Here is a 22,946-nt window from a genome sequence, read left to right as displayed (position 1 = left end):
CGTTACCTCCCAGAATCGTTAATTTCATTTTCCGGTTTTTAAAGCCTCTTCCATTAACATCGCTTTGACCTCGGGATATAATTCCATTAACCGGCTCCACGAGCTATCATTTCTTTTTTCCTGACCGATATTACTATTCCATAATCCTCTATCCTTGGTAGATAATCGGTTAAAATAGATCAATATGGTTTTATTGCAGTTTACTGTTTTCCTTTTATTCAAAATTTCCATACATTTCAGCCACAAATCATCGGTGTAAAAAGCTGTCTCCATGATTGTCCGTTTATGAAACGCCGCCTCAGGCAGACTTCCCGGCGGATACAAGATACCATTGCACCCCACGGCTAAAGTTGCATAGGATGGCTCTTCTTGCGCATTATCTATCCAGTCATTGTACGGATAAAAATCCTTCTGATCCTTTATCCCAATCTGATGACTCCAATGGCAGATTATGGTATCCGGATATTTTTCATGTCCGCGCCAAAGCTTTTCTATATGGTCTTCCGGATATAAGATATCATCATCTGCCGTCAAGATATAATAACCAGGATATTCCTGCATGGTGTAATAGTATTTCTTATGAGATTTTAAATCCCCGCAAAATCGCACGTCCAGTCCTCTTTTTTGCATCCGTTCAAGATTCCTCTTAATTCTCCTATCCTTAAACTGTTCTTCTGCCAGCCATAGAATTACCTTATATGGCGGCATTGTCTGCTGCAATAAGGAAGCAATGGTAATCCAGACGCTTCCTGCCCTTGCCGGATACGTAGTTAAGGATACGATAATTCTGCTGTTTTCATCCAGTCCCCCCGCCTTTTTCCACCTCTGACCGATCGGAAATAATAAATTCACCAATACCTTGTTAACTTTATATAGATACTTCCAATATGGATTGTTTTCCTCTTTCAGCTTCTTTACGGACTCATAAAAAAATGCAATCATTCCATTATCCCCACTGACCTTCGCGCAATCATCTTATAGGAAAAGGTATGCCTTTTATCACTGCATGCCACTTTCTTCATTTCCTTATATTTCTCCGGATAATCTAAAAGCTCTGTAAGTTTTTTCTTGATTTCTTTTACGGAATCCTCCATCAAAAACTCCACATTACCGCCGATATCTACATGTGTAGTACCCTCCCAATATTTACACAGCATGGGAATTCCCTGAGCCGCCACCTGCTCCCAGTATACGGAATGTCTCCCCGGGAACACTACTAAATCTGCGGATGCAAAATATTCATAGGACTCTTCACCCTTAGCCCAGCCAATGTAACGTATTCCTTCCCCATCACATAATCCCATCAATTGTTCCTTTAGTTCCTCTGCCACCGAACCAAAGATAAGCAGCTTGATTCCTTTTTTTTGTACTTGCAGTTCCTTTACCGCCTGCATAAGCAACAGTGTCTGTGTCTTAAAAGCATCTATTTTACCTCCGGTCATGATCAGAAAATCCTCCGATTCTATGCCATATTGTTCTCTGATCCTCCTTCGAACCTCCGGACATCCTGCACGGATCACACTTTCATCATCCGCTCCCATTACGAGCATATCCGTCTTTTCCGGTGCAATTTTATATATATTCTGTAAAAAATCGACTCTTGACGGCATGACACCGAAAAATAATTCCGCATACGGCTCCAGTGCTTTGGCACATGGCTTCCACCAAAAACGGTATAAAGTGTTTCTGGAAAACCAGTTTCGTGCACTATTGGAAAAATCGCTGTGATTATCTGCATATACCACTACTTCACGGTGCTTTTTCTTATAGGCAGCCACCCTTCGAATATCTTGAAACTGCATATTGTGTACAAAAATCGTATCAGGCTTCAGCTCTTCAAGAACTTCCGCAAAGCCTTTGAAAATCCCAATCTGCCGGTTTACCTGATAAGGGAGCCCAAAAGCAAAAGGCAGCCTGATAATGCGGACCCCATACGGATTGATATAATCGCTCTCAGTCCGGCACAGCCCCCATACACCTTCCGTATAGCAGTGATCTGTAGTAAGCAGACTTACCTGATGCCCGTCCAGAGCCTGGTATTTAATAATAATATTTTCCTGATAATTCAGACCTTCCGTATATCCGCCGGCCAAACATATATGTGTGATTTTCATGATTCCCTTTCTATATCATTTATCGAAATTGTTCCAGATGATAGATATCCGTCATACTTTTCACTTTAAAGCGCAGCACATTTCCTTGCAAAAATGCAATCAGCCTGTTACTGGAATATATCTTTTTAACACTGAAAGTAATTCCGTATTCCTTTAATTCTCTGCGGCACCTCTCAACCTGTGCTAAATAAGGCCGATATATGGCATCTTTCGTTTTCTTGGAATGGGTACCGGAACTGATATTTACCGTATTTTCACTCAGATAGCGCAGATTCTGAAAATGATAGAAAATCAGAGGGAATTCATTACCTGTTTCTTTATCCAATAAAACCGGCTGTCCTTTTTCTATCCCGCACAATCCGTATCTTCCCAAGTTCCAAGGTGCTACACCACCGCCGAGACTGGCCAGCTCATATACCCCCTGAAATAATTCCGGAAATCTCTCCAAATATTTCTGGTCGCCCATCCTATCCGGTTCGTATCTGTGATAGCACCATTCATAACATTTCTGCTTCCACCAGGTAAGCGCTTCCCATGCATTTGCGGACTGATCGAAATAATTGAACTCCACACAGTATTTGCCGCTTCTTTTACATAGTCTCCTGCCGTTCCAGTTGTCCTTGAAGCGATGCTCTGTTATGACAATATTGGCATTTGCCGCCTTTATCTCATCGAACAGAATATGGGGATCACGGAAGAAATATAAGTCTGAATCAATATAGGTACAGCTTTCTTCCTGATAGTTCTTAAGCACATATTCAATGATAACCGGAGTGCAAGTCCAGCAATACTCTGCCTTTGAACGTTCTTTCTTTAATTTAAGAAGCTCATCATCCTCTATCCGCGAATGATGAATGATAATGGCCGATTTTAACTCTAAGCCGGATAACACTTCATAAGACTTATCATCAAAGCAAAAAATATACAGTTTAAATTCCTTTGTACACTTCTCCAGTGAACGGTAAAGTGTTAATCCTTTATCCAGATAATAGCTGTCAAACAGGGTGCAAAATGTGATCATTTTCTTTCAACCTCTCTCAGATATTCCTCTTACTTCCTAATCTGTTTTATTCTTTTTATAGTCAATAAAACCATAGCTTGTACCCATTATGATTGCGAAGACAAGCTCGCCTACCAAAAAAGCAGTCAAAATCACTCTAATTCTCTCATAGACCAGTACATTACCCTTCTGCACTGCCAATGCGGTAGCATTCGGTTCATAAAGAAAGCCGGCCCCAATACTCAACAATAATGCGGCCACAGTTGCTGCCCGCAATATAAGCTTACCGTGGGTATCCCACATTGTCCTGATCCGCACCGCTATTTGCCCTAAATATTTTATCGGCATTTGAACGTTTCTATTATATTTGCTTAAAATAGTAAACTGTTTCTGATCTGAAAATTTATTGGCTAAAAACAGGAAAAATTGTTCCCCTACAAAGAGAAGGGGCAGATTTTTAAAAGACGTATTAAATAAAAAAGGTTCTGTAATACCTGCCACAAAAAAACAGCAGATCATTACCAGTTCCATATTTTTTCTTTTTTTGATATACGCACTTACAGTCCCGATATATCCTGCACAAATCAATAGAAAAATAGGTACTCCATAAATGACCAGCGCCAGGACGAGGGAGTTATCCATCGTGATGACATCTGTTGTTATATCTGCCGCCTTATTTCCAAAAAAGGACATATTTCCAATCGTCAGAAAATGTCTTGCAAAATTGATTCTATTATTAAAAAACTTGTCCGCGTACTCAAAATATTTTCCCTGTAGTACCACCGGAAGTACGATAGAGAACAGAACATAGAGGGGGAAAACCAAACTTACCAGAAAGTATTGGAATCTTCCGATTCTTATTTTCTTCACATAATAAGATAACAGGATATACAGTATTACAGCAAGTCCCCCTGTAAAGCTGTAAGAATAAAAGAACAAAAACAGATTTCCAAACAGCAGCCATAGCACATGTCTCCAGTTATAATCTTCCCATACGGCATAAATGATGAGCGCCGTCAATACTAAATAAGATACATGCAGCACATTAGGATGCGGAAATCCCATGAAATATCTTAACACATCGCCGAAAATACTCTTTGTCTGCACCGCAGTCCTCACATGCTCCAAAGATAAGAGCGACAGCAGGAAACGGCCTCCCATTGCCACAGACCACACGACAAGCCCCGTCTGAAACACTCTTTTTACGGAAACACCTTTTATAGCGACTACCATTACCATATAAATCAAGGCACCCTTATCCCCGCTCACCCTATATACTATCGTCGCCAATGCAAGCAATAAAAAAATTATTGCCCATTCTATAACCGAATGCTTCGTAATACACATTTTTACCACTATACATAAGAAGGCAAGCACCAAAAATACCTTATAGGCCCCTTGCCCGTCATACAAGCCGATACCCTTGGCAAAAAACATCATTCCGAAGAAGCATAAATATAGCAGCTCCGATATGCTTATATTTATATTATTTTTCAGGCTTTGATTTTGAAGTGTTTTTTTTCCGTTTTCCATCTATATTGTCCCTTTATTCCGTCAGCTGCTTATTCATAAATTATCGTTGCACTTTAAACTTTATAAAATTATATCACGCTTATTTTTTCTATACAAGAATCATTGTTCCCGGCACAGCCTGCACTTTGTTTGCTGCACAGCCACATCGTTTCACACGATTTCCCCTTTATTGTTTAATAGGATCCATCCCTCCCACAGCTCATGCATTGTCTCAGAATCGAATTTCTGAGAGTTCTTGTGGATGGACGGCCTTATCATTATTTTCTCCGGATTAGCGTTCAGTCTGGCTCCCCAGAAGCTGAAAGTGGAATTAGCACAAATATTATGCCTGCAGAGGCTCATAAGCCACATATCATAGAAGCTGTCGCTTCCTTTATTCCAATTCACCACCGTATATTCTTCTGATGTATATCTTTCTCTCACATATGTTTCATCATCCGAAAACAAGTAAAAACGAGCCTTCGGATATCTATGCTTCAATTCTTCGATAGCTCCCTTATAATAGTCCTCCGTACAAATATTGCCAAACATCTCTATATTTTCAGTATCCAGATAATCTCCCCGCCGGATATGCACACTTACCGATTCCTGACTCCTTATCTGGATTGCCGCTTTTTCATTTTGAGGGTTTGAACTTGCCGGAAATTTTATACTCTCGCGCAAACTATCCAGAATATCGGCATAATATTTTTCGCAAGCAAAATAACCGCATAAATATTTATTATCAAATTTAAAAATTTCAGGATGATACATTTCCTTTTCGTAAAAGACCCTCTTTGCCGACGGAAAGATTCTTCCCCTTACCTTATCAAGCAATCCTTCACTTCCTATGACGGCCCTTTTTTCTTCCTCTGTGCATGCTTCATATTCCAGCCCTTCGAAATAATTCAATTCCAGCTCCCGTCTGGCATATACTCCATCCTGTCTGGAGCACTCTGTAAACCAAGAGATATCCAGTCTCGCATCCATCCCAAGCGATATCAACTTTCTATAAAGGGCATATTGCTGCATCTGATTCCCCAGTCCGCCCGCTACCTGTATGATAATCATATTGTTCCTAACCTTCTTTTCCTATCTCCTGTCATTTATAAGATTCCCCGCTGCGAACAACAAATTCAACCCCGGTCCTAATGACCACGGGTAAGCGCCGTATATTTGCGGATACTCCGAAAATCCCATACATTCACCGGAACAGTGGAATATTTTACCATCTTTTTCACAGCTTTCGATATAGTCCGCTGCCCGTCCGATCAGATATCCACATCTCTCCATCTCCGTATTTCCTTTTAGAATGCCAGATTTCAGACCTTCCGCCACTGCCTGAGCAATCATCGCTGTAGCGGAGCTGTCCTCCGGCCCCTCTATTGTTTCCAACTGCCACGAGAAGGCTCCATTCTCCTTTTGATAAGAGGCTGTGCTCTCCACCACTTTTGAAAACATTTCTCTCAATTCTTCACAACCTTCCCATTCGGCAGGAAGAAATCTAAGCGTACCTGATATTCCCATAAGGAGCCAGCCCACTGCCCGCCCCCATCCGATAATACCATATTTTACCTTACTTTCATACCTATAACCGTGATAAGGAAGCATAAGTTTTTCATCCATACCGTAGGATAACATATTTCTTATCTGCTTCACCGCTGTCTGTATCGCCCTCTCCTGCCCGAATTCCACTCCATATTTGCATAAAAAGGGACAAATCATCCCGATGCCGTCCACATAAATATAATAGTTCTTCTGGGATGGGCGATAAGGAAGGCTTCCTGTCTGATCCGCTTCTTTCTCCTCCATCTGATACAGAAACTCTGCCATCTTATCTGCTGCTGTTTTATATTTCTCTCTGCCGGTCAGCTTATATAAATCAATAAGTGCTACACCACACAGGATATCATCCATATAAAAAATAGGCATTCCCTTATCAATCCAACGGTCAAAATAAGTAATCAGTGCTGTAAGCACCGCTTCCTTATCTTCGCACTCCTCATAATTCTCCATAAGGGTATTCGCAAGCAGCCCTGTAGGCCAGAAAATTAAATCCTTTGGAGGAACATAACGCCCTGCTGCCTTTTTTATAATATTTTTTACTGCTTGGGAAATGCTTTTTTCGTGATAGTGAAGCAGCTGCTTTCTCGCTTCTTCTTCCATCCTTTTAATTTGTTCCGTCATACTTTCTCCTATACATATTCTTGTATTCTATGCTTTCAGTAAATGATAACCCCACAGATACAGGCCGGGGCATATCGCATAAGTTGTTACTTTTACTCGATATCCGAAGGACAGCTTCTTACATGCTCCTTTTACTTTCCTGCATTCCTCCAGCTGTCTCCTGCAGACGCTTACCGCTTCCCTGCATTTTTTCCTTTCCGATCCTTCCAAAGCTGCCAGCTTCCCGGCAACGAGCATCGTGGAAATCATCAGTATAGAAGCCACTTTCGCTCGTAAATGAGGGGCCGATTCGCCAATTTGTTCCATGGCTATTTTCCAGCAGATTATCTGATCCATATAACTATTCTTAAACCTGCGGTTCATCGCCCCTGTTTCATTGGAAAAATAGGCATAACCCTTATACGGACTCCGGCAAAACTTGGAACCTTTTCTTGCAAGTGCAAGAAGAAACAGCATATCCTCTCCGATGGATATTCCTTCTTCATAACGGATATCCCCAACTGCTTCTCTCCGATAAACCTTGCTCCAGCATCTGGTGTCTCCATTTAGGATTCCTCTCTCGATAAAAGCTTCTCCGCATAACAATTCCAGCTTACCGTAAGTCTTCCACATTTCTTTATTATCTTCTGACCGTTGCACAGGTTCTTCTTCTGTGCCCTTTACACTCACTCTCCCCACTTCCTTTGCCGCAGAAAGCGAAAAAAAGTTACAGCCTGCCACATCACTTCCGGTTTCCTCCAGGCAGAATGCAAGATACTCTATCATATCATATTTAAGGTAATCATCCGCATCTACAAAGGTCAGATATTCCCCTTCAGCTTCCTCTATTCCTCTATTACGAGCTGCTGAAACTCCTCCGTTCGCAATGTGAACTACTTTGATTCTGTTATGCTGACTCGCATAGTTATTGCACATGTGAGCGCTTCCATCTACAGATCCATCATCTATTATTATAATTTCCGTATTCGCATATGTCTGTACCAACAAGCTATCCAGGCAGCGCTCCACATATTTCTCCGCATTATATACCGGAACTATAATACTTACCTTTTTTTCCATATCGGGCTCCCATCTGCGTGCTTTAGCACGTATACAAATCAAGGTACACGCCTTTCCCTGTTAACTCCAATAAATACTCAGTAATTCATATACCTTTTTATTAACCATTTTATAATCAAAGTTCTTCGAATTAGCATATGCGTATTCAGAATAACGCTCATAATGAGCAGCAATTCTCTTCATCGCTCCTCGTATGCTTTCTGCCGTCCCGTCGGTTTCCTCCGAATCCTGACCGAAATGAAGCACTTGCCCGATGCCTCCCACATTCGTACTAATCACAGGAAGAGCATAACTGATTCCTTCTAATATTGTCATAGGAATTCCTTCAAAAGCTGAATTCATAACGAGAATATCCGCCTTATCCATATACTCCTTCACCTTTTCAGGCACAACCGCACCAGTAAAATGGACTTTATCTCCTTCGTATTTTATTAAGTTACGGTATTCTTCCCCATTACCCACAATCGTAAGATGCAGTTCCTCCATCCCTTCAAGAGAATCGGTGTCCATTACCGCTTGAATAATTGGCTCCACCTGTTTATCCTTCGAAAGCCGTCCAACAAATAGAATCTCTCTCGGTTTCCCCTCCTTCAGGCTGCGCTTCCCACCCGGAATATCAGGGCAGACGATAGAATTAAGAACTTCCACAAGATTATCATTATAAGGTGCATAATCCCTTAAACTGTCCTTGTCCAGCAGAAAAATCATATCCGCATTTCCCAGTATCCATTTCAAATACGCTACGAAGCCCTTTTTAATGAATACATTTTTCTGGAAGAAGCGAAATCCACGTTCCATATTAAAATAGCTTCCATGGGAAAAGATAACGCATTTCGAGTACATAGAAAAAAACTTCACAACACCGTATGCCTCCGGCGTGTGAATATAGTTACAGTCCTTTTTTTTGATTTTTAATAGCTTTCTATATTTTAACAGACCCTTCATATACTGCAAACGCAGCGACTTGGAAGTATTGCCCAAGTCGCTCTGTGCAACAGCTACCGGAAGAAACTTCAATTCCCTTCCGTGCAGCCTGATCTTCTTTATTTTTCCTATCTCGTCAGCCTCCAGTGTAATCCCGATCAACATAACATCATCTGTACGCTCGGGGTGTTCCTCGCAAAGAAAGCGCAGGAAATTACCGATGCTCGTCAACTGTCCGCCAATCGGAAAATCCATAAAATTAGAGGTATCATATATAAGTAGTCTACTCACTGCAACAATTCCTTCCAATACAAGTCTGTTCTCGTCTCCCAAGAAAAGCGTTTGATATTCTCATAACCTTTCTGCACCAAGTCTTCTCGCAAGGCTGCATCTGTTATGATCCGGTCCAGCGCTCTTGCCACAACTTCCTTTTCATCGGGATTCACAAGAAGTCCTGCATCCCCTACTACTTCCGGCAGCGAACTTCTGTCAGAGCACACGACGGGAAGTCCCATCTGCATCGCCTCTAAAGGCGGGAATCCAAAACCTTCCGCATAGGAAAGGAATAAATAGGCCTTTCCTCCGGCAATCATCTTGCACATATCTGCAAAATTCTCGAAGAATTTATAACATTTTATATGAACCTTCGCTTCCTCTGACATCCCTTCATACACTGAAGTATCTCCGATACCTATAACCACAAGCTCTAATGGCTCCCTGTTATCAGCCTTCGCTAACTGATAATAAGCTTCATAAGATTTCAGAATTCCGGCAGCATTCTTATGCGGAAGTGTGGAGGTCATGGCTACAATATAGTCTTTATTTTTCTCTCCCTTAATTCCCTCTTCCCCATCATGTGCTGCCGTTCCCGCTTCATAAGAAACATCATTTAATCCATTGCGAATAACCGTTATCCTCTTCCCGCAGCCAGGCACTTTATCGAGAATATCTTCCCGTGAATGCTCCGATATCGTAATTACTCGGTCCGCATGTCGAATTGAGGATTTCAACCGATTCATAATATAAGCATTTTCCAGCCGATTGAATACGCCGGGATAATATTTATCATAAAAGAAGGGAATCAAGTCATGAATGATAATCGTATCCTTCACTTTCCCTCTCACTCCTCCGGCGAAAGCTTTCGCAATCCCAAGAGGGGCAAATCCGCGCGGAAATAAAATCCTGTCCGCCTGATACTTCTTCGCATATCCGGGTACCAAAAATAGCTCCCAGAAAATACAATATATTTTATTCAGCGGGTCTCCCTTCATCTCCACGAAAGTCACGCCCGGCACCGCAAAATCTTTCTTGTTACAGGAATTGCCGAGCACAATAATCGAGTATCCCCGCTTTCCTTCTGTTTCGCGTTCTGCCCGTTCACCCAGGTGGGAGACAACGCTTTGGGCCAGATTATAAATACCGATGCTCTTTCCTGCACCCTTTACAAGCTTAAAACAATCAATCACAAGATTCATTATTTTGCTCCTTTTCCAAATAAAACAACACCTATCGTCTGAAATAATATTTTAATATCCAACCGCAAAGACCAATTATCAATATATTCAAGATCATATTTCACTACATCATCAAAATCTTCAATATTGCTTCGTCCGCTCACCTGCCACATACCGGTAAGTCCCGGCGTCATACTGATACGGCGGCGATAATACTGATTATATTTCTCGAATTCATCCTGTGTGGGAGGTCTCGTCCCTACAAGACTCATATCTCCCTTGAACACATTGTAGAATTGTGGAAGCTCATCAATACTCGTTTTTCGAAGAAATGCTCCCACTTTCGTAATTCGCGGATCGTTCTCTATCTTAAACATAAGTCCCTGCATTTCATTTTCCGCTTCCAGTTCCTTCTTCCGCTCTTCCGCATCCATATACATAGAACGAAATTTATAAATCTTAAACCGTCTCCCATTACGGCCAATTCTCACTTGGGAGAATAAGACAGGTCCGCTGGAATCCAGTTTAATAGCCAACGCCACAAAAGGCAGGCATATGAGGGTAATCAACATTCCCATAAATCCCCCGGCAATGTCCATCCAGCGCTTTATCATCATCCTCTTGTAGCTGCTCTGGAAACGCGTATAAGTAATAACCGTATAATTTCCAAAACTGTCCACCTTACTTCTATTAGCTTCCATACCCGGAAGCTCCAGATTATAGTGACAGTTCACTCCCATATCGCCGAATCCCCGGATAATCTGTTCCAACTTTTTCCGGGAAATATCCGGCAGGCTTAAAAATGCTTCATCGAGTGCCATTTGAGTGGCAACCTCAATTAAGCCTTCTTTTCCCGCAACGACAGGAATTCCTCTTATCTCTTTTCCTCGAAGGTCATCATCCATACACGCCAAGGCTACAATCTGATAATAAATATCCAATTCCTTTTCCAACCGGTCGAGCGTAAAATCAATCTGGCTGCTCTCCGTTATTACCATCACCTTCACCGAATTCTGCTCCGAAGCATAATACGTATAAAGAAACTTTTTAATTGCCATATGCACGGCTAAGCAAAGGAAGAAATTAAGAACAAAGAAATAAGCGAGCACAAGACGAGAAAACACATCCGCCCACTTTACAAGCACCATAAGAAACGTGACCACAAGAATCATAATGGCATTATATTGTAATACGCGGTAAGCTTCCTTCCATATGCTTCTTCTTAGGAAGTTCCTGTTCCAATCAATAAAGAAGTTATAGACAGTTCCAAAAAGCATCAGGCATAAGCATACGAGAAAATGTATGCTCTGGTCTCCCATATCCTTGAAGTTGCCGAAGCGGATATAGGTTGCCGCCACGAAGGAAATTACTATACATATCAAATCTACAAACCATAAACCGTATACTTCTATGATTTTGTTTTTTTGCTTCATGATTATAAACATGCCCCTTTCAAATCAGCTTCCCTGCATTCCATATATAAGCTTCTTTTTCACTTCCCAAATACAGCATATCGCTCATATACATTCCCATCAAAAACAGTATATAGTTTCTGCCTATATAAACAGATACCAAATGTGCCTCTACTAAGGTATATATTGCAAAAACACTTACCATGACAAGCCCTGTCCCATCTCTTCGTTTATATAACTGTAAGATAAGAAGTATATGTAATATCACATAAATGGCTGCAGGTATAATACCATACCAATAAAATAACCTGACAAATCCCATGTCAAAGTAGTAATTATTTTCCGGTCGGGAAAATAGCGACCACGTCGCCGTTGTCCCCTCCTGATTTACGGAACCATAGTATAAATCTATAATTCTCCCATTCAAGTGAGACTCTGCTTCTGCAACCCATGGATTCTCAAACCAATATTTGGATGGTTTAGCCACCCGGCTGTCTGCGGCAAGAACAGAGAACGCGATACACAAAAGGAACAGCCCGATTCCCGCACCATAAATCCATACCTGCTGCCGGATTCCCTTCCAGTATCTTATGAGAACGGCTCCAATTATCATACACATACTCATCAGCATTCCCGTATTGGAATCAGTCAGTACAAATAGCCCATAGTTTAAGCCAAACAGTACAATATAATAATACCACCTCATCCTATCATTATACAAATACAATCCCAGCGACAAGAGCATAAGAAACATACAATGAAGTGCATTGGGATGACCAATTCCGAGCGTATATCTCGTCTGAATATATCCTCTTCCGAAATCATTTACTAAAGCTACTCCGCCATATATCCCGCTGATGGACAGCAACACCAATATCATACATCCTGCCAGAGTTGTATAGAATACGAATTTTAACATTCTTCTCATATCTACATTCTTGCAGGCTGCAATGAATACCACAATGCGCAATATCTCATTTCTTCCGGTCATCTTATATGATATCAGCCCAAGAATTCCAAATGCGAGCATCGCAAGCCATTCTTTTTTCGTATATTTGGTAAGCAGTACCTTAAGGCATGCAAACACAAAGGTAATACGAAATAACTGTCCCTCAATAGGGTTTATATAATTGCTTTTATCGATAATTACGATAATAAGCTCCAATAATACACTGACATAGAAAACTATAATGCCGATGCGTTCCAGCGAATATTTATTTTTTATTTTCGTATTCCCAATTTCCATTTTACTTTTCCCATCCATTTCGCCAGCCTTCCCCTCGTATAGGCAAAGCGAGATATCCCAAAATTCCCCGCAGTTTCATAAGAAGCATTATTATCCATAAAAACCTGAAATAACTTCCCGCCATATTCCTCGACTCCATCCAAGCAATACTTTTTATAGATATATCCGTATTCCTTCACATTTATCTTCTCATCTCCGATGCACTCCTTGGTAAGCTGGGTACTGCTTACCCCTATGGAAATAAGCGGTTCCTCTGTATATATAAACAACGGATTTTTTCTTAATATCTGCATATAGAATTCCATATCCACAAGCCATACTAAATTCTCATCATAAGCTAATTCCGATTTTTTATATATTGTTGCGCTGGGCGCACCTATCGTATTGCCCAAATACAGGTTACGGTAATCTTCTTTTATCAGAGCGGCATCTGCCGGAGAAATATGTCTATCATAGCTTTTATCCCCTTCAACCTGTCTCGTACCGCAGAATGCTATGTCCGCTTCCGGATGTTCTGTCAGCAAACGAACAAATTTTCCAAGGCTGTCCCTCTCGGTAAACCAATCATCATGATGCATGATCTTCACATATTCGCCGCTGCACTTACTCATAGCCTCGTTCCAATTTGCAGTAGACCCAAGCCTTTTATCATTTCGATAATATTGTATTTCCGGACTATCCTTTACCAATTCATACACCTTTTCGTCTGTAGAATCATCCGTAATAATAATCTCATAGTCCTTGTAATCTTGCCCGGCAATACTTTCAAGAAGCCTTTTCATGGCTGTAACATTGTTATAAGCCGGAATACAAATTGAAACCTTTGCCATAAGAATATCAGCTCCTTCCTCGTCTTTATTATCTATCTTTTATAAATCCGATATATTTTACCTTTTGCCTTATCCCACCAATAAAGAAATTTGTCTTTCCCGGCCTGCCGTCTGACCGCCGAATCCTCATACTTTACCGTCCTCATCAGAGTCCCCAGCCGGCGTTTATATTCTTCCAGCTCCTTACGGCATTCTTCGGCTGTAAAAAGCTTTCCTCTTCGATCCAAATACATAAAGTCCTCATAAATATTCTGCTCGCCGGCCCAATATCCGTCCGACACATTATGCCTCGCCCAAAATTTGGGAGCTATAATTTTCATCGCGGTCTCACTCGTAAAAGCCGGGAAAAACGCAAAGGTAGAATTGGATAAAATTAAATACCTGGCATTCTTAATCGTCACGTAATCCCCTGCCAAATCGAAATGATAAGCGGGTATTCCGGGTAAAATCCGCCCGGCTGCCTCCAAATCATCCGTCACAATCATAAACTCCATATCGCTTCGAATATTTTTCATATGCTTCATGGCATTCAGCCAATAGCTTCGTCTTAAAAAGAGAGCCCGGTTATCCGCATATTCTCCGCCCCGCACATTCATTATGCATAGGTTATCTTTCGTGAATTCGTGAGAGTCATATTCCTCCTTCACTTGCAGCCACTCTTTAATTTCCTCCTTATGATGAAGGAAATATCGCTGAGCCTGAAGATTACCATAAATAAGCGTATTTTCTTTTATCTCGTACAGTTTTTCATCCGCTCCCGCTACATAGCATCCATACACCATGTCGTGAACACAATTTTTCAAATACAAACGCATTTCCGCTTCCCTGTAAACATCGAAGGTACTCACATCCGCAATAGGGCTTCCCAGATCCATATCCATAAAATACATGCCCTTTTTACTATGGATATTTACCGCAAGCTGTTCCTGTCCTGCTGTCCCGAATTCACAGCAAAGATCCTTTGCCAGACATCTTGCCGATATATAGCAAAATAGCTGATTGCCAAGTCCTTGCCCTTTCAAAAATTCTGTCCCGATCATATCATTACCTTCTGTCTTTGCTCCATACTTCTATCTCTGCTTGTTGACTTTTTAACCTAAAAATGCTGCCCAATAAGCTTCCTCAGCCTTTTAAAACGTTTCCCGTTCCATTCATCCTTTTTTCTTATGATTTCCACACGTTCCAATAATTTCTTATCGAAAGCCGCCTCATCATTCATCCATTCATTTTCCTCATAGGCCGCCTCGAAAATAACGGGAAACATGCGTTCCACCATATGCGCCTCCGACGGGAAATTAGGATTCAGCTCATAACTCATAATCTTATTCAGATTGCGGTAAAAAGATGGGCTATGCTTCTTTATCTGCTCCCGTCTTACGATATAACAGGCCCCCGGTGAAAATAAACAATATCGGGGAATCACAGGATCTTTATAAATAAAGCTCAATAAATCATCGAAATTATCGAAATATCTGTGGGGATGATTCGGAGACTCCACATACCATGAAGTATTCTCTTCAATATATTGGCTCTCCGTTACAAGGCTGGATATGCTGCTTATCCCGGCTTTTTTATTTCCGATATCTGCATCTGGTATTTTAGAAAACTTTTCTCTGCTATCTTTATCTTCATAAAGGTAGGTGAAATATTTATTATCATAAACTCTGCGGAAATATTCCTCCGAAAGATGGCGTCCCAGCATATTTCCTTTACAAAGACAGATAACCTCAGGCAGTCGTTCATAATGTTCTGCGAAATACTCGAAATAGGTCGTAATGTTATGCCCTGTGTTATCCGCATGAATATAAGTAAGCCCCTTTTCCTTCAACTGATTTTCTGTGTTCTTATCCGTTGAAGCATCCACAATAAGATAGCTTTCGCAATACGAAAGAAGCACCTCCGGAACTGTATTAAAATTATGAATGAGGAAAAAATTATCCGTTTTTTTCATTCGGAATCATACCTTTCTTGTAACTGTTCAGTACCCTAACAGTTACATGTGCAGACCTGCTGAATAGTTACCCCGTCTTCACAGTCAGCTTATCTGCTGAAAATAAAATCATACCACTTAGGTTCTTTATAAAGTAAATACCGATACTTATCGATATTTTCACGCAAATACGCCGGGAAGGTTTCATCGATTTTCACCTTTACGATCTGAGCATCCCTGCCGAAAATATCCTGACGGTTTTTGATATTTTTTCTTACCTTGGATAAGGTGGAGCGGTTATTATATTCCTGATGTGCCGCACTTTTTATTTTATATTTCACCCGCTCTTCTACGGACTGATTCTTTCCGCCGCCCATATAACTGAAATGCCAGCCGCCGTCAGCAACTCTGACGCCGATTGCTTTCTGCTCCTTGTTGCGGAGTTCCTCCGTCGTATAGTTCTCGAGCATCCGATAACGGCATACTTTCGTACCGAGCCACATAGGCTTTTCCACACCTTCGAATTCTCCCGTCACAGAAAGGAGACGGCCTGAAACCTCTTCCATATCGAGATAACAGTAAAAGAGGCGCTGCGCCAGCATGTATATTTTTCCATCCTCTACGTTAGGAATAAGCGTCTTCAGCGTCTCAGGATTCGGAATCTCATCCACATCGCTGAAAATAACGATGTCCTCCGGTTTACATTCCGCCAGGCCCCTCACCACAGCGCACTTCTGGTGATGATCGCGCGTAAAAGCATCACAGTCCATGGGAGTATCATCGACTACATTATGAATGATCTTGTGTTCGAATTCTTTGAACATTTCCTTATTTTCTTCATAATATAACGGTTTTTTATCCCCGGAAAATGTTACCGTGGATTCACTAATAACAAACTTGTCCACTGCATCATTTAAAATATGCATGCGAAGCAATAGAATATCCAATTCATTAAAAAACTGAAAACTATCGTAAACCATAAATTATTCTCCTTTTTAAAACTTCGGATATTCCGAATTCGTCCCTGCCCATTTGTGGAAAACAAAAGGGCGGATGCCTGCAACCTCTGGTATCATAGATTCATGTCCAAAATACTTCGCAACTTCCAGGGGTGCATATTTCATTCCCGCCTCCTCAAACAGATGCTTATTTTTACAGCAGATAAATCCATCCTCGTTGAAAAAACCGTGATCTGCCTCAAATGGAATCTTCGCCTTTTCAGGGAATTCCAACAACCTTTTACTTCTGATGGATACGCTGTTTCCTACCCGGCAAATATTTCCATTCACATCCCTATAGGAAAAATCATCCTTCGGAAGGGGAAACGGAGAACCGATATAATCGTAATCCAGAAATTCATCACGCCACATATCAGGATTCACCACGAAGCCGTCATAATGAACGAGAAGCATGAAATCCGTTTGGATGTATTCATGAATCTTATAAATCATATTGTAATTGAAGTGATCGATGGTCTTTAAACTGTCGATATGCTTGTAAGTAATTCCTTTAGGAAGGAAAAAGGGGGTTCTGTGACTAATCAATACCACTTCCCCAAAATCGATATCTTTCATACTATAAGCAAGTGCTTTTACCGTTTCCTTCACTTTAACACTCGTCATTGCCGCCAATGTCACATTTGGCAGTTGTAACCTGCCATTGATATATTCGCTCATTTTACTTCGTTTTCCTCTCCTGAATCAATGAATCATCGTTCCTTTTTGAATATCTGGTCTTCTACCCGGTAAACGGAGTCACATTTCTCAATAGTTGACAGGCGATGTGCGATAATAACCAGTGTCTTCTTGCCATGCAGCCGTTCAATCGCCTCCATAATAGCCTGTTCCGTATCGTTATCGAGTGCCGAAGTCGCTTCATCGAAAATCATAATGTCAGGTGCCGTGTATAAAGCTCTTGCAATGCCAAGACGTTGTCTTTGTCCTCCGGAAATACGTACCCCGCGTTCACCGATGCTCGTGTCAAGGCCCTCCGGGAGCCCTCTTACGAATGCATCCATCTGCGCCTCTTTCAGCGCGTACCATACTTGCTCCTCATCGATATCCTCTTCATCCACACCATATGCCACATTATTTCTTATCGTATCATCCAGCATGAAAATCATCTGCGGAACATAACCTATTTTCGCATACCAGCCGGGATAATTCGTTCTGATATCTACACCATCTACGGTAATCCGACCCTTTTGCGGCTGTAAAAGCCCCAGAAGAATATCCACTGTGGTGGATTTTCCGGCACCGGAAGGCCCGATAAAGCCTACTGATTTTCCAATAGGAATCGTAACACCGGCATTCTCTAAAATATTCAGTTCCGTATTCGGATAAGCGTAAGTAATATTCTCAAGCTTCACTTCCTCCGCAAAATCCATCGGAACAATTTCCTCCGCTTTTAAGAAAAGGACATCCGTGTCCACATCCTTCTCATGACTGCGGATAATAATATCCTCCACCGCCCGTAAAGAAGGCTCGTAATAAGCGATGTTATTGATATAAGTAGAGAGCTTATTCGCGCTTGGCATAAGTTTGATAGCGACCGCCGCCAACATACCTACCTGCTTGATCATCTCTCCGATATTATTGCCCACTGCCAGAAAGACGGCTACAATCGCCAGAATTCCTGCCATACATACTGTTTCTATCGTGAGTCTCGGAATATTCTGCATGGAATTTTGCCGTTTCTGAATCGTATTAAGCTTAGAAGCGCTCTTCTCATACTGCTCCACAAAATAACGTTCCTTATTCAATACCTTCGTTTCTTTCATACCGTTTACAGCCTGCATGATCCACTTCGTCGTAAGAGCACTATTAGTCTGCACTTCATGGCCGAATTGCCGAAGGATAGGGCCTAGTACCTTTTTATTCAGCAGTAAAATGATTCCCAGAACTCCGCATATAATAATCGTCATAGCCGGGCTGATAGCAAGCGCCAGAATAAGCAGCGCAGTGAAAATAAATAACTCAGTGAACAACTGTAAAAAAGTAAGAAGCAGATTATAGGAACCGTTCACATCGCTCATAATATGGCGCATAAGCACTGGTGTACTCGCATCCAAATAGAATTCATAAGGACGTCTTACATAATCCTTAAACAGATTTTTGGATGTGTTGAACTGTCCGTTATAAATAAAGCGGTACTGCGCATAATACATAAAATATAAATAAATATTTTTTACGAAAAAAACAATAATGAGCACGATAGCCAGCATGATAAGAAAACCATTCGCATCAGTCAAATGGAATAGATCATAAAAATATTTCAAGTAATCGTTTTCCACAATGCTCCCCGGGTCCATAGCCACCGTAATAAAGGGAATGAGCAAGGAGGTTCCCACCGTTTCGAGCCCCGCACCGATCAGCATCATGAAAAGCAGAAGCAACAGCAGTTTTCTTTGTCTACTCGTTAAAATTTTTGATACTCGTTTCAATAAATCCATATCGATATCCGTCTCCTGTTATGACTTGGTCCGAAGCGGGATTACATATTTATCATACCCTTTTACGGCACAATAATATGCGAATGGGAACGCAAGAACTAATCTCATACGCACCTTATCCCCTGTCGCCACATAACCTTCCTTGTATATTCTTCTGATATTTTCTTTCTCTTTCCTGAGTTCTTTTGTAATCTCTCCTGCAAAATATCTGGTATCTTTACTTTCCATAAAATCGATATAATAGAAGAGCAGACGGCGATAGAAGTGATATGCTGCCTTATCGGACAGCTCTGTCAGCCCTTCCTTTGCCAAATGAGAAATCTGTTCCCGCCAAAAAGGGATTTCATCCTTAAGCCGGCGTTGTCCTATCTTTTCATTCATAATACTGCCTTCTCTGTCGAGCACATAGTTATAATAGGGCGCATCCAGATATGCGAGCCGTTCCATTCTGCAAAATGCCTTTGTAGTAAACATAATATCCTCGGAGTTTTTTCCTACCGGAAAACGTATATCCTCCACGAGCTTCGCCAGAAACAGCTTACTCCAAACAGAGTTATAGATAACATACGTCTCGTCTTCGCACAGATAAGCCTCCATGGCACGGGTTTTTGATAATGATACACTATTACCCGCAGGTGCGTCAATCTCAGGTACCAAGGTCTCCCCTGACGAAGTCCGTATCTGCTTGTAGCGGCATACTGCAATCTGCGCCTGCTCCTTCTCACACGCTTCATACATTGCCCGATACATATCTTGATCGATCCAATCATCACCATCCACAAAACCGATGTATTCCCCCGTAGCCATATCCATGCCCGCATTTCTCGCATCGGACAGACCACCGTTTTTCTTATGTACCGCTTTGACCCGTCCATCCTTCCTCGCATAACTGTCACAAATGGAGCCGGATGTATCGGCAGAGCCGTCATCCACCAAGATAATCTCCAGATTTTGAAAAGTCTGTGCCAAAAGAGAATCTACGCATCTTGGCAAATAAGCTTCTATATTATAAACCGGTACGATGACCGAAATCAATTTTTCCATACGCATCAATCCTAACCATATCCGGCGTGAAAATATCGTGACATTCACGCGTATTCAACCACTTTATAGGAGCAACCACACATTTACCAGGTCCGGCTCCAAGCCATGACCCCCACCAGCTAAAGCTGCTGTTGGCGATGATATGATGCCTGCATTTGCTCATAAGCATCAAATCGATATATCCGGTGGACTCTTGTGTTCCCTTTACTACTGTAAATGCCAATCCGGCATTTTCTTCTTGTTTTGCATCGCACCATTTCTCAGCCCAAAGGGTATCGTTCGTAAACACGAAAAAATGCGCTTCCGGATATTTGCTTTTCATATACTCTATGGCTTTTTCATAGTAAGCATCCGTACAGATGCCTCCATATACGTCCGCCGCCTGAAGATAATCTCCCCGCCTTATATGAATGCTGATGGAAAGTTTTTCGGCGATTTCCTTCTCATATCCTTTGACCTGCTTCTCTATTCCTGCAGGTATCCGGACATTCCGGAAGCGGAACGCTTCCCTCACTTCTTTTTCAATATCCTTAAAATACTTCTCGCTTTGAAAGTTTCCGCACAAATAAGCAGAATCCTTTCTTAATACCTCTTCGTCGTAATCGAAGGATGCTTCGTTATACTGCATGCTCTTTCGTCCCCGCAGCTTTCTTCTTACTCTGGACTTAAAGTCCAGGAAGCCGTCGGTTATCTCCATTATTTCATCCTTCGTCGCCCTCGGGTAATCGATGCCGAACACCGGAAGCATAATGGGCCTTGCGTTATCCAGTTCATACTCCGTCACATCATCGAACTTCACTTCCCTGCCGAGAGAAACGATCTTCAAATATAGTGCGTACTGAAACATCTGATTCCCGATTCCTCCGGACATACGAATTATATTCATTAACTATCACGCCTTTCCCGTCAGCATCCACTCCTGAAACATCAGTATAAACCATATCTGTATACGCCAAACACCATTCTTCGTATAGTCTTCCCAAATCTTCCATACTACGTCGGCATCGAGTATTCCCTGCTGCTGCAATGTCTTTCTGTCTATGAGTGCTTCTGCCCAGTTTCGAAGCTCCGGCTCAAGCAGCCATTTATCGACAGGTATACTGAACCCCTTTTTCGGGCGCTCCATCATTTCCCTCGGAACATATTTATACAACACATCCCTAAGAACCTTTTTCCCCGTCTTTCCCTGCCGTTTATATTCAATCGGGAGAGTCCATGCGAATTCCACCACGTCTTTATCCAGCATAGGCACTCTCGTTTCGAGGGAAACCGCCATCGCCGCCCGATCCACCTTCACAAGGATATCGTCAGGATGGTACATGAGCATGTCCATCAGCATAATGTTATGGTTCACTTCTTCCATATAATGGGTGAACTGACTGTATTTATACGGGCAGTCAACATGCGACCTGCTGATTTTCTTCGTAAGCGGATCCGTTTCATATGAAATTTCATATAGTCTGCCCGGTGTCTTAGCCCCTAAAAGGGTTGCCTTCGTACGGTAAATCTGGTTTTTTGCAAGGGGACTGTGAAGAACCAGCTCACTGCAAGGTTTTCTTACAAAATATGGTATACCCTTCATCTTATTCCAGATACGGCTTACCGACTCATAGGACGTATAGCCGCCAAACAGCTCATCTCCCGCGTCCCCGCTCAAGGAAACCGTCACATGCTCCTTCGTCATCTTACTTACAAGATAGGTAGGAATCTGGGAAGAGTCGGCAAAGGGCTCGCCGAACATATAACCCAGCTTTGGAATCACGTCGATGGCATCCTGTTTGGTAATATACAATTCCGTATGGTCTGTTCCCAAATGCTTTGCTATCTCTTTCGCCGCCGCCGCTTCATTGTACCCTTCCTCAGTCATTCCAATAGTGAAGCTTCGCACCTTGTTATGATTCAGAGACTGCATCAGCGCCACGATCGTGCTGCTGTCGATTCCTGCGGACAAAAAGGCGCCTACCGGCACATCCGCCACCATCTGCTCCTCTATGGACTCCTTCAAAAGGCGTTCCAACTCTTCTGCCGCCTCCTCTTCACTGCCCGTGAATAAATCCGATTGTCCTTTCACAGCCGCTTCTTTCATAGACCAGTAAGCGGAGATAGAAATATTCTCCTTATGGTAGGGTGCCTCAATTTTTAAAATACTGCCCGCTTCTAATTTATAAATATCTTTATAAACGGAATAGGGCGCCGGAATATACCCATGGGTAAAATAAATGTCCAGCACCGACGTATTGATTTCATTTTTGAAGTTTTCCAAAGCAGCGATACATCCTATCTCAGAAGCGAAGGCAAAAGTACCCTCTCCCACAAACCCATAATAGAGCGGTTTTTCTCCCACTCTATCCCTTACCAAAAATAACACCCGTTCTTTTTTGTCATATAAGGCGATAGCGAACATTCCCTTGCACATTCCAATTGCCTGTTCCACGCCGTAAGCCTCCATCGCCTCTAAAAGCACTTCCGTATCGCAGGTTCCCCTGAACTGTGCAACCTTTTTCTCCTCCAGAAGCTTTTTCGCGATTTTTTTATAATTATAGATTTCCCCATTGAATACGATGACAAAACGCCCGCTGGCAGATTCCATCGGCTGAGCTCCGGTAGGAGTCAAGTCCATGATAGATAGTCTCTGATGCCCCAGCACCACAGCTTCCTCTTCGCTTCTCCATACGCCGGAAGCATCCGGTCCTCTATGAAGCATGCGATGATTCATTCTATTTATATTGCTGTTCCAGTCGCCGCTTAAGTTGCAAAATCCCGCAATACCACACATATTCCTG

20 protein-coding genes are annotated in these 22,946 nt (G+C 42.0%); all 20 read right to left on the bottom strand.

Going from position 1 to position 22,946, the window contains the following annotated elements; all coding sequences use genetic code 11:
* Positions 1 to 24: 24 nt before the first annotated feature.
* A complete protein-coding gene (locus CC90_RS23380) occupies positions 25 to 942 on the bottom strand; it encodes a glycosyltransferase family A protein (RefSeq protein WP_051869795.1) in 918 nt (305 codons plus the stop codon).
* Positions 939 to 2,114 carry a glycosyltransferase family 4 protein gene (locus CC90_RS0119265; protein ID WP_031392347.1) on the bottom strand — a complete coding sequence of 392 codons (1,176 nt, stop codon included), beginning with the start codon at positions 2,112 to 2,114 and terminating at the stop codon, positions 939 to 941. Before CC90_RS0119265 ends, CC90_RS23380 begins: the two co-directional genes overlap by 4 nt.
* Before the next feature lie 19 nt (positions 2,115 to 2,133).
* Positions 2,134 to 3,135: a hypothetical protein gene (locus CC90_RS0119260; RefSeq protein ID WP_051869793.1), complete on the bottom strand. Its 1,002-nt coding sequence runs from the start codon at positions 3,133 to 3,135 to the stop codon at positions 2,134 to 2,136.
* A gap of 36 nt (positions 3,136 to 3,171) precedes the next feature.
* A complete protein-coding gene (locus CC90_RS0119255; protein WP_031392345.1) occupies positions 3,172 to 4,647 on the bottom strand; it encodes a hypothetical protein in 1,476 nt (491 codons plus the stop codon).
* Positions 4,648 to 4,797: 150 nt separating this feature from the next.
* Positions 4,798 to 5,697, bottom strand: coding sequence for an alpha-1,2-fucosyltransferase (locus tag CC90_RS0119250; protein WP_031392344.1), 900 nt, complete (start codon positions 5,695 to 5,697; stop codon positions 4,798 to 4,800).
* A gap of 21 nt (positions 5,698 to 5,718) precedes the next feature.
* Positions 5,719 to 6,813 (bottom strand): glycoside hydrolase family 88 protein, encoded by a 1,095-nt coding sequence (locus CC90_RS0119245; RefSeq protein ID WP_031392343.1) that lies wholly within the window; start codon positions 6,811 to 6,813, stop codon positions 5,719 to 5,721.
* Positions 6,814 to 6,840: 27 nt separating this feature from the next.
* A complete protein-coding gene (locus CC90_RS23375) occupies positions 6,841 to 7,872 on the bottom strand; it encodes a glycosyltransferase family 2 protein (protein WP_051869790.1) in 1,032 nt (343 codons plus the stop codon).
* Positions 7,873 to 7,932: 60 nt separating this feature from the next.
* Complete coding sequence (locus CC90_RS0119235) at positions 7,933 to 9,087, bottom strand: glycosyltransferase family 4 protein (RefSeq protein ID WP_132038510.1); 1,155 nt, start codon at positions 9,085 to 9,087, stop codon at positions 7,933 to 7,935.
* Entirely contained in the window at positions 9,084 to 10,271 is a 1,188-nt protein-coding gene (locus tag CC90_RS0119230) for a glycosyltransferase family 4 protein (RefSeq protein ID WP_031392340.1), read from the bottom strand. The genes CC90_RS0119235 and CC90_RS0119230 overlap by 4 nt, the downstream gene beginning before the upstream one ends.
* On the bottom strand, positions 10,271 to 11,683 hold the full coding sequence (locus tag CC90_RS0119225; protein ID WP_031392339.1) for a sugar transferase: 1,413 nt from the start codon (positions 11,681 to 11,683) through the stop codon (positions 10,271 to 10,273). The genes CC90_RS0119230 and CC90_RS0119225 overlap by 1 nt, the downstream gene beginning before the upstream one ends.
* Before the next feature lie 19 nt (positions 11,684 to 11,702).
* Positions 11,703 to 12,926, bottom strand: a complete 1,224-nt coding sequence (locus CC90_RS0119220) for a hypothetical protein (RefSeq protein ID WP_132038511.1) — start codon at positions 12,924 to 12,926, stop codon at positions 11,703 to 11,705.
* Complete coding sequence (locus CC90_RS0119215; RefSeq protein WP_051869789.1) at positions 12,884 to 13,738, bottom strand: glycosyltransferase family 2 protein; 855 nt, start codon at positions 13,736 to 13,738, stop codon at positions 12,884 to 12,886. The genes CC90_RS0119220 and CC90_RS0119215 overlap by 43 nt, the downstream gene beginning before the upstream one ends.
* Positions 13,739 to 13,770: 32 nt before the next feature.
* Positions 13,771 to 14,778 carry an O-fucosyltransferase family protein gene (locus CC90_RS0119210; RefSeq protein WP_035315857.1) on the bottom strand — a complete coding sequence of 336 codons (1,008 nt, stop codon included), beginning with the start codon at positions 14,776 to 14,778 and terminating at the stop codon, positions 13,771 to 13,773.
* Positions 14,779 to 14,834: 56 nt separating this feature from the next.
* Positions 14,835 to 15,689 carry a DUF3431 domain-containing protein gene (locus tag CC90_RS0119205; RefSeq protein ID WP_031392335.1) on the bottom strand — a complete coding sequence of 285 codons (855 nt, stop codon included), beginning with the start codon at positions 15,687 to 15,689 and terminating at the stop codon, positions 14,835 to 14,837.
* 89 nt (positions 15,690 to 15,778) lie between these two features.
* The gene (locus tag CC90_RS0119200) at positions 15,779 to 16,648 is read right to left on the bottom strand and encodes a glycosyltransferase family 17 protein (protein WP_035315856.1); all 870 of its coding nucleotides are present in this window, start codon (positions 16,646 to 16,648) and stop codon (positions 15,779 to 15,781) included.
* Positions 16,649 to 16,663: 15 nt separating this feature from the next.
* Positions 16,664 to 17,344 (bottom strand): DUF5672 family protein, encoded by a 681-nt coding sequence (locus CC90_RS0119195; RefSeq protein WP_031392333.1) that lies wholly within the window; start codon positions 17,342 to 17,344, stop codon positions 16,664 to 16,666.
* A 32-nt stretch (positions 17,345 to 17,376) separates the two neighbouring features.
* Positions 17,377 to 19,119, bottom strand: coding sequence for an ABC transporter ATP-binding protein (locus tag CC90_RS0119190; RefSeq protein ID WP_031392332.1), 1,743 nt, complete (start codon positions 19,117 to 19,119; stop codon positions 17,377 to 17,379).
* A gap of 18 nt (positions 19,120 to 19,137) precedes the next feature.
* Entirely contained in the window at positions 19,138 to 20,163 is a 1,026-nt protein-coding gene (locus CC90_RS0119185; RefSeq protein ID WP_031392331.1) for a glycosyltransferase, read from the bottom strand.
* A complete protein-coding gene (locus tag CC90_RS0119180) occupies positions 20,126 to 21,049 on the bottom strand; it encodes an alpha-1,2-fucosyltransferase (protein WP_051869788.1) in 924 nt (307 codons plus the stop codon). The genes CC90_RS0119185 and CC90_RS0119180 overlap by 38 nt, the downstream gene beginning before the upstream one ends.
* Positions 21,050 to 21,055: 6 nt before the next feature.
* Complete coding sequence (gene asnB, locus CC90_RS0119175) at positions 21,056 to 22,939, bottom strand: asparagine synthase (glutamine-hydrolyzing) (RefSeq protein ID WP_031392329.1); 1,884 nt, start codon at positions 22,937 to 22,939, stop codon at positions 21,056 to 21,058.
* Positions 22,940 to 22,946 lie beyond the last annotated feature (7 nt).

Origin of the sequence: Kineothrix alysoides (assembly GCF_000732725.1) — a bacterium.
GTDB classification, from domain to species: Bacteria; Bacillota; Clostridia; order Lachnospirales; family Lachnospiraceae; genus Kineothrix; species Kineothrix alysoides.
This window is presented reverse-complemented; position numbering and strand designations above follow the sequence as displayed.

Excerpts from the sequence above, each read along its gene's own strand:
- CC90_RS23380 (WP_051869795.1), bottom strand. The coding sequence starts at position 942 with ATGATTGCATTTTTTTATGAGTCCGTAAAGAAGCTGAAAGAGGAAAAC.
- CC90_RS0119265 (WP_031392347.1), bottom strand. The coding sequence starts at position 2,114 with ATGAAAATCACACATATATGTTTGGCCGGCGGATATACGGAAGGTCTG.
- CC90_RS0119260 (WP_051869793.1), bottom strand. The coding sequence starts at position 3,135 with ATGATCACATTTTGCACCCTGTTTGACAGCTATTATCTGGATAAAGGA.
- CC90_RS0119255 (WP_031392345.1), bottom strand. The coding sequence starts at position 4,647 with ATGGAAAACGGAAAAAAAACACTTCAAAATCAAAGCCTGAAAAATAAT.
- CC90_RS0119250 (WP_031392344.1), bottom strand. The coding sequence starts at position 5,697 with ATGATTATCATACAGGTAGCGGGCGGACTGGGGAATCAGATGCAGCAA.
- CC90_RS0119245 (WP_031392343.1), bottom strand. The coding sequence starts at position 6,813 with ATGACGGAACAAATTAAAAGGATGGAAGAAGAAGCGAGAAAGCAGCTG.
- CC90_RS23375 (WP_051869790.1), bottom strand. The coding sequence starts at position 7,872 with ATGGAAAAAAAGGTAAGTATTATAGTTCCGGTATATAATGCGGAGAAA.
- CC90_RS0119230 (WP_031392340.1), bottom strand. The coding sequence starts at position 10,271 with ATGAATCTTGTGATTGATTGTTTTAAGCTTGTAAAGGGTGCAGGAAAG.
- CC90_RS0119225 (WP_031392339.1), bottom strand. The coding sequence starts at position 11,683 with ATGAAGCAAAAAAACAAAATCATAGAAGTATACGGTTTATGGTTTGTA.
- CC90_RS0119220 (WP_132038511.1), bottom strand. The coding sequence starts at position 12,926 with ATGGATGGGAAAAGTAAAATGGAAATTGGGAATACGAAAATAAAAAAT.
- CC90_RS0119215 (WP_051869789.1), bottom strand. The coding sequence starts at position 13,738 with ATGGCAAAGGTTTCAATTTGTATTCCGGCTTATAACAATGTTACAGCC.
- CC90_RS0119210 (WP_035315857.1), bottom strand. The coding sequence starts at position 14,778 with ATGATCGGGACAGAATTTTTGAAAGGGCAAGGACTTGGCAATCAGCTA.
- CC90_RS0119205 (WP_031392335.1), bottom strand. The coding sequence starts at position 15,689 with ATGAAAAAAACGGATAATTTTTTCCTCATTCATAATTTTAATACAGTT.
- CC90_RS0119200 (WP_035315856.1), bottom strand. The coding sequence starts at position 16,648 with ATGGTTTACGATAGTTTTCAGTTTTTTAATGAATTGGATATTCTATTG.
- CC90_RS0119195 (WP_031392333.1), bottom strand. The coding sequence starts at position 17,344 with ATGAGCGAATATATCAATGGCAGGTTACAACTGCCAAATGTGACATTG.
- CC90_RS0119190 (WP_031392332.1), bottom strand. The coding sequence starts at position 19,119 with ATGGATTTATTGAAACGAGTATCAAAAATTTTAACGAGTAGACAAAGA.
- CC90_RS0119185 (WP_031392331.1), bottom strand. The coding sequence starts at position 20,163 with ATGGAAAAATTGATTTCGGTCATCGTACCGGTTTATAATATAGAAGCT.
- CC90_RS0119180 (WP_051869788.1), bottom strand. The coding sequence starts at position 21,049 with ATGAATATAATTCGTATGTCCGGAGGAATCGGGAATCAGATGTTTCAG.
- asnB (WP_031392329.1), bottom strand. The coding sequence starts at position 22,939 with ATGTGTGGTATTGCGGGATTTTGCAACTTAAGCGGCGACTGGAACAGC.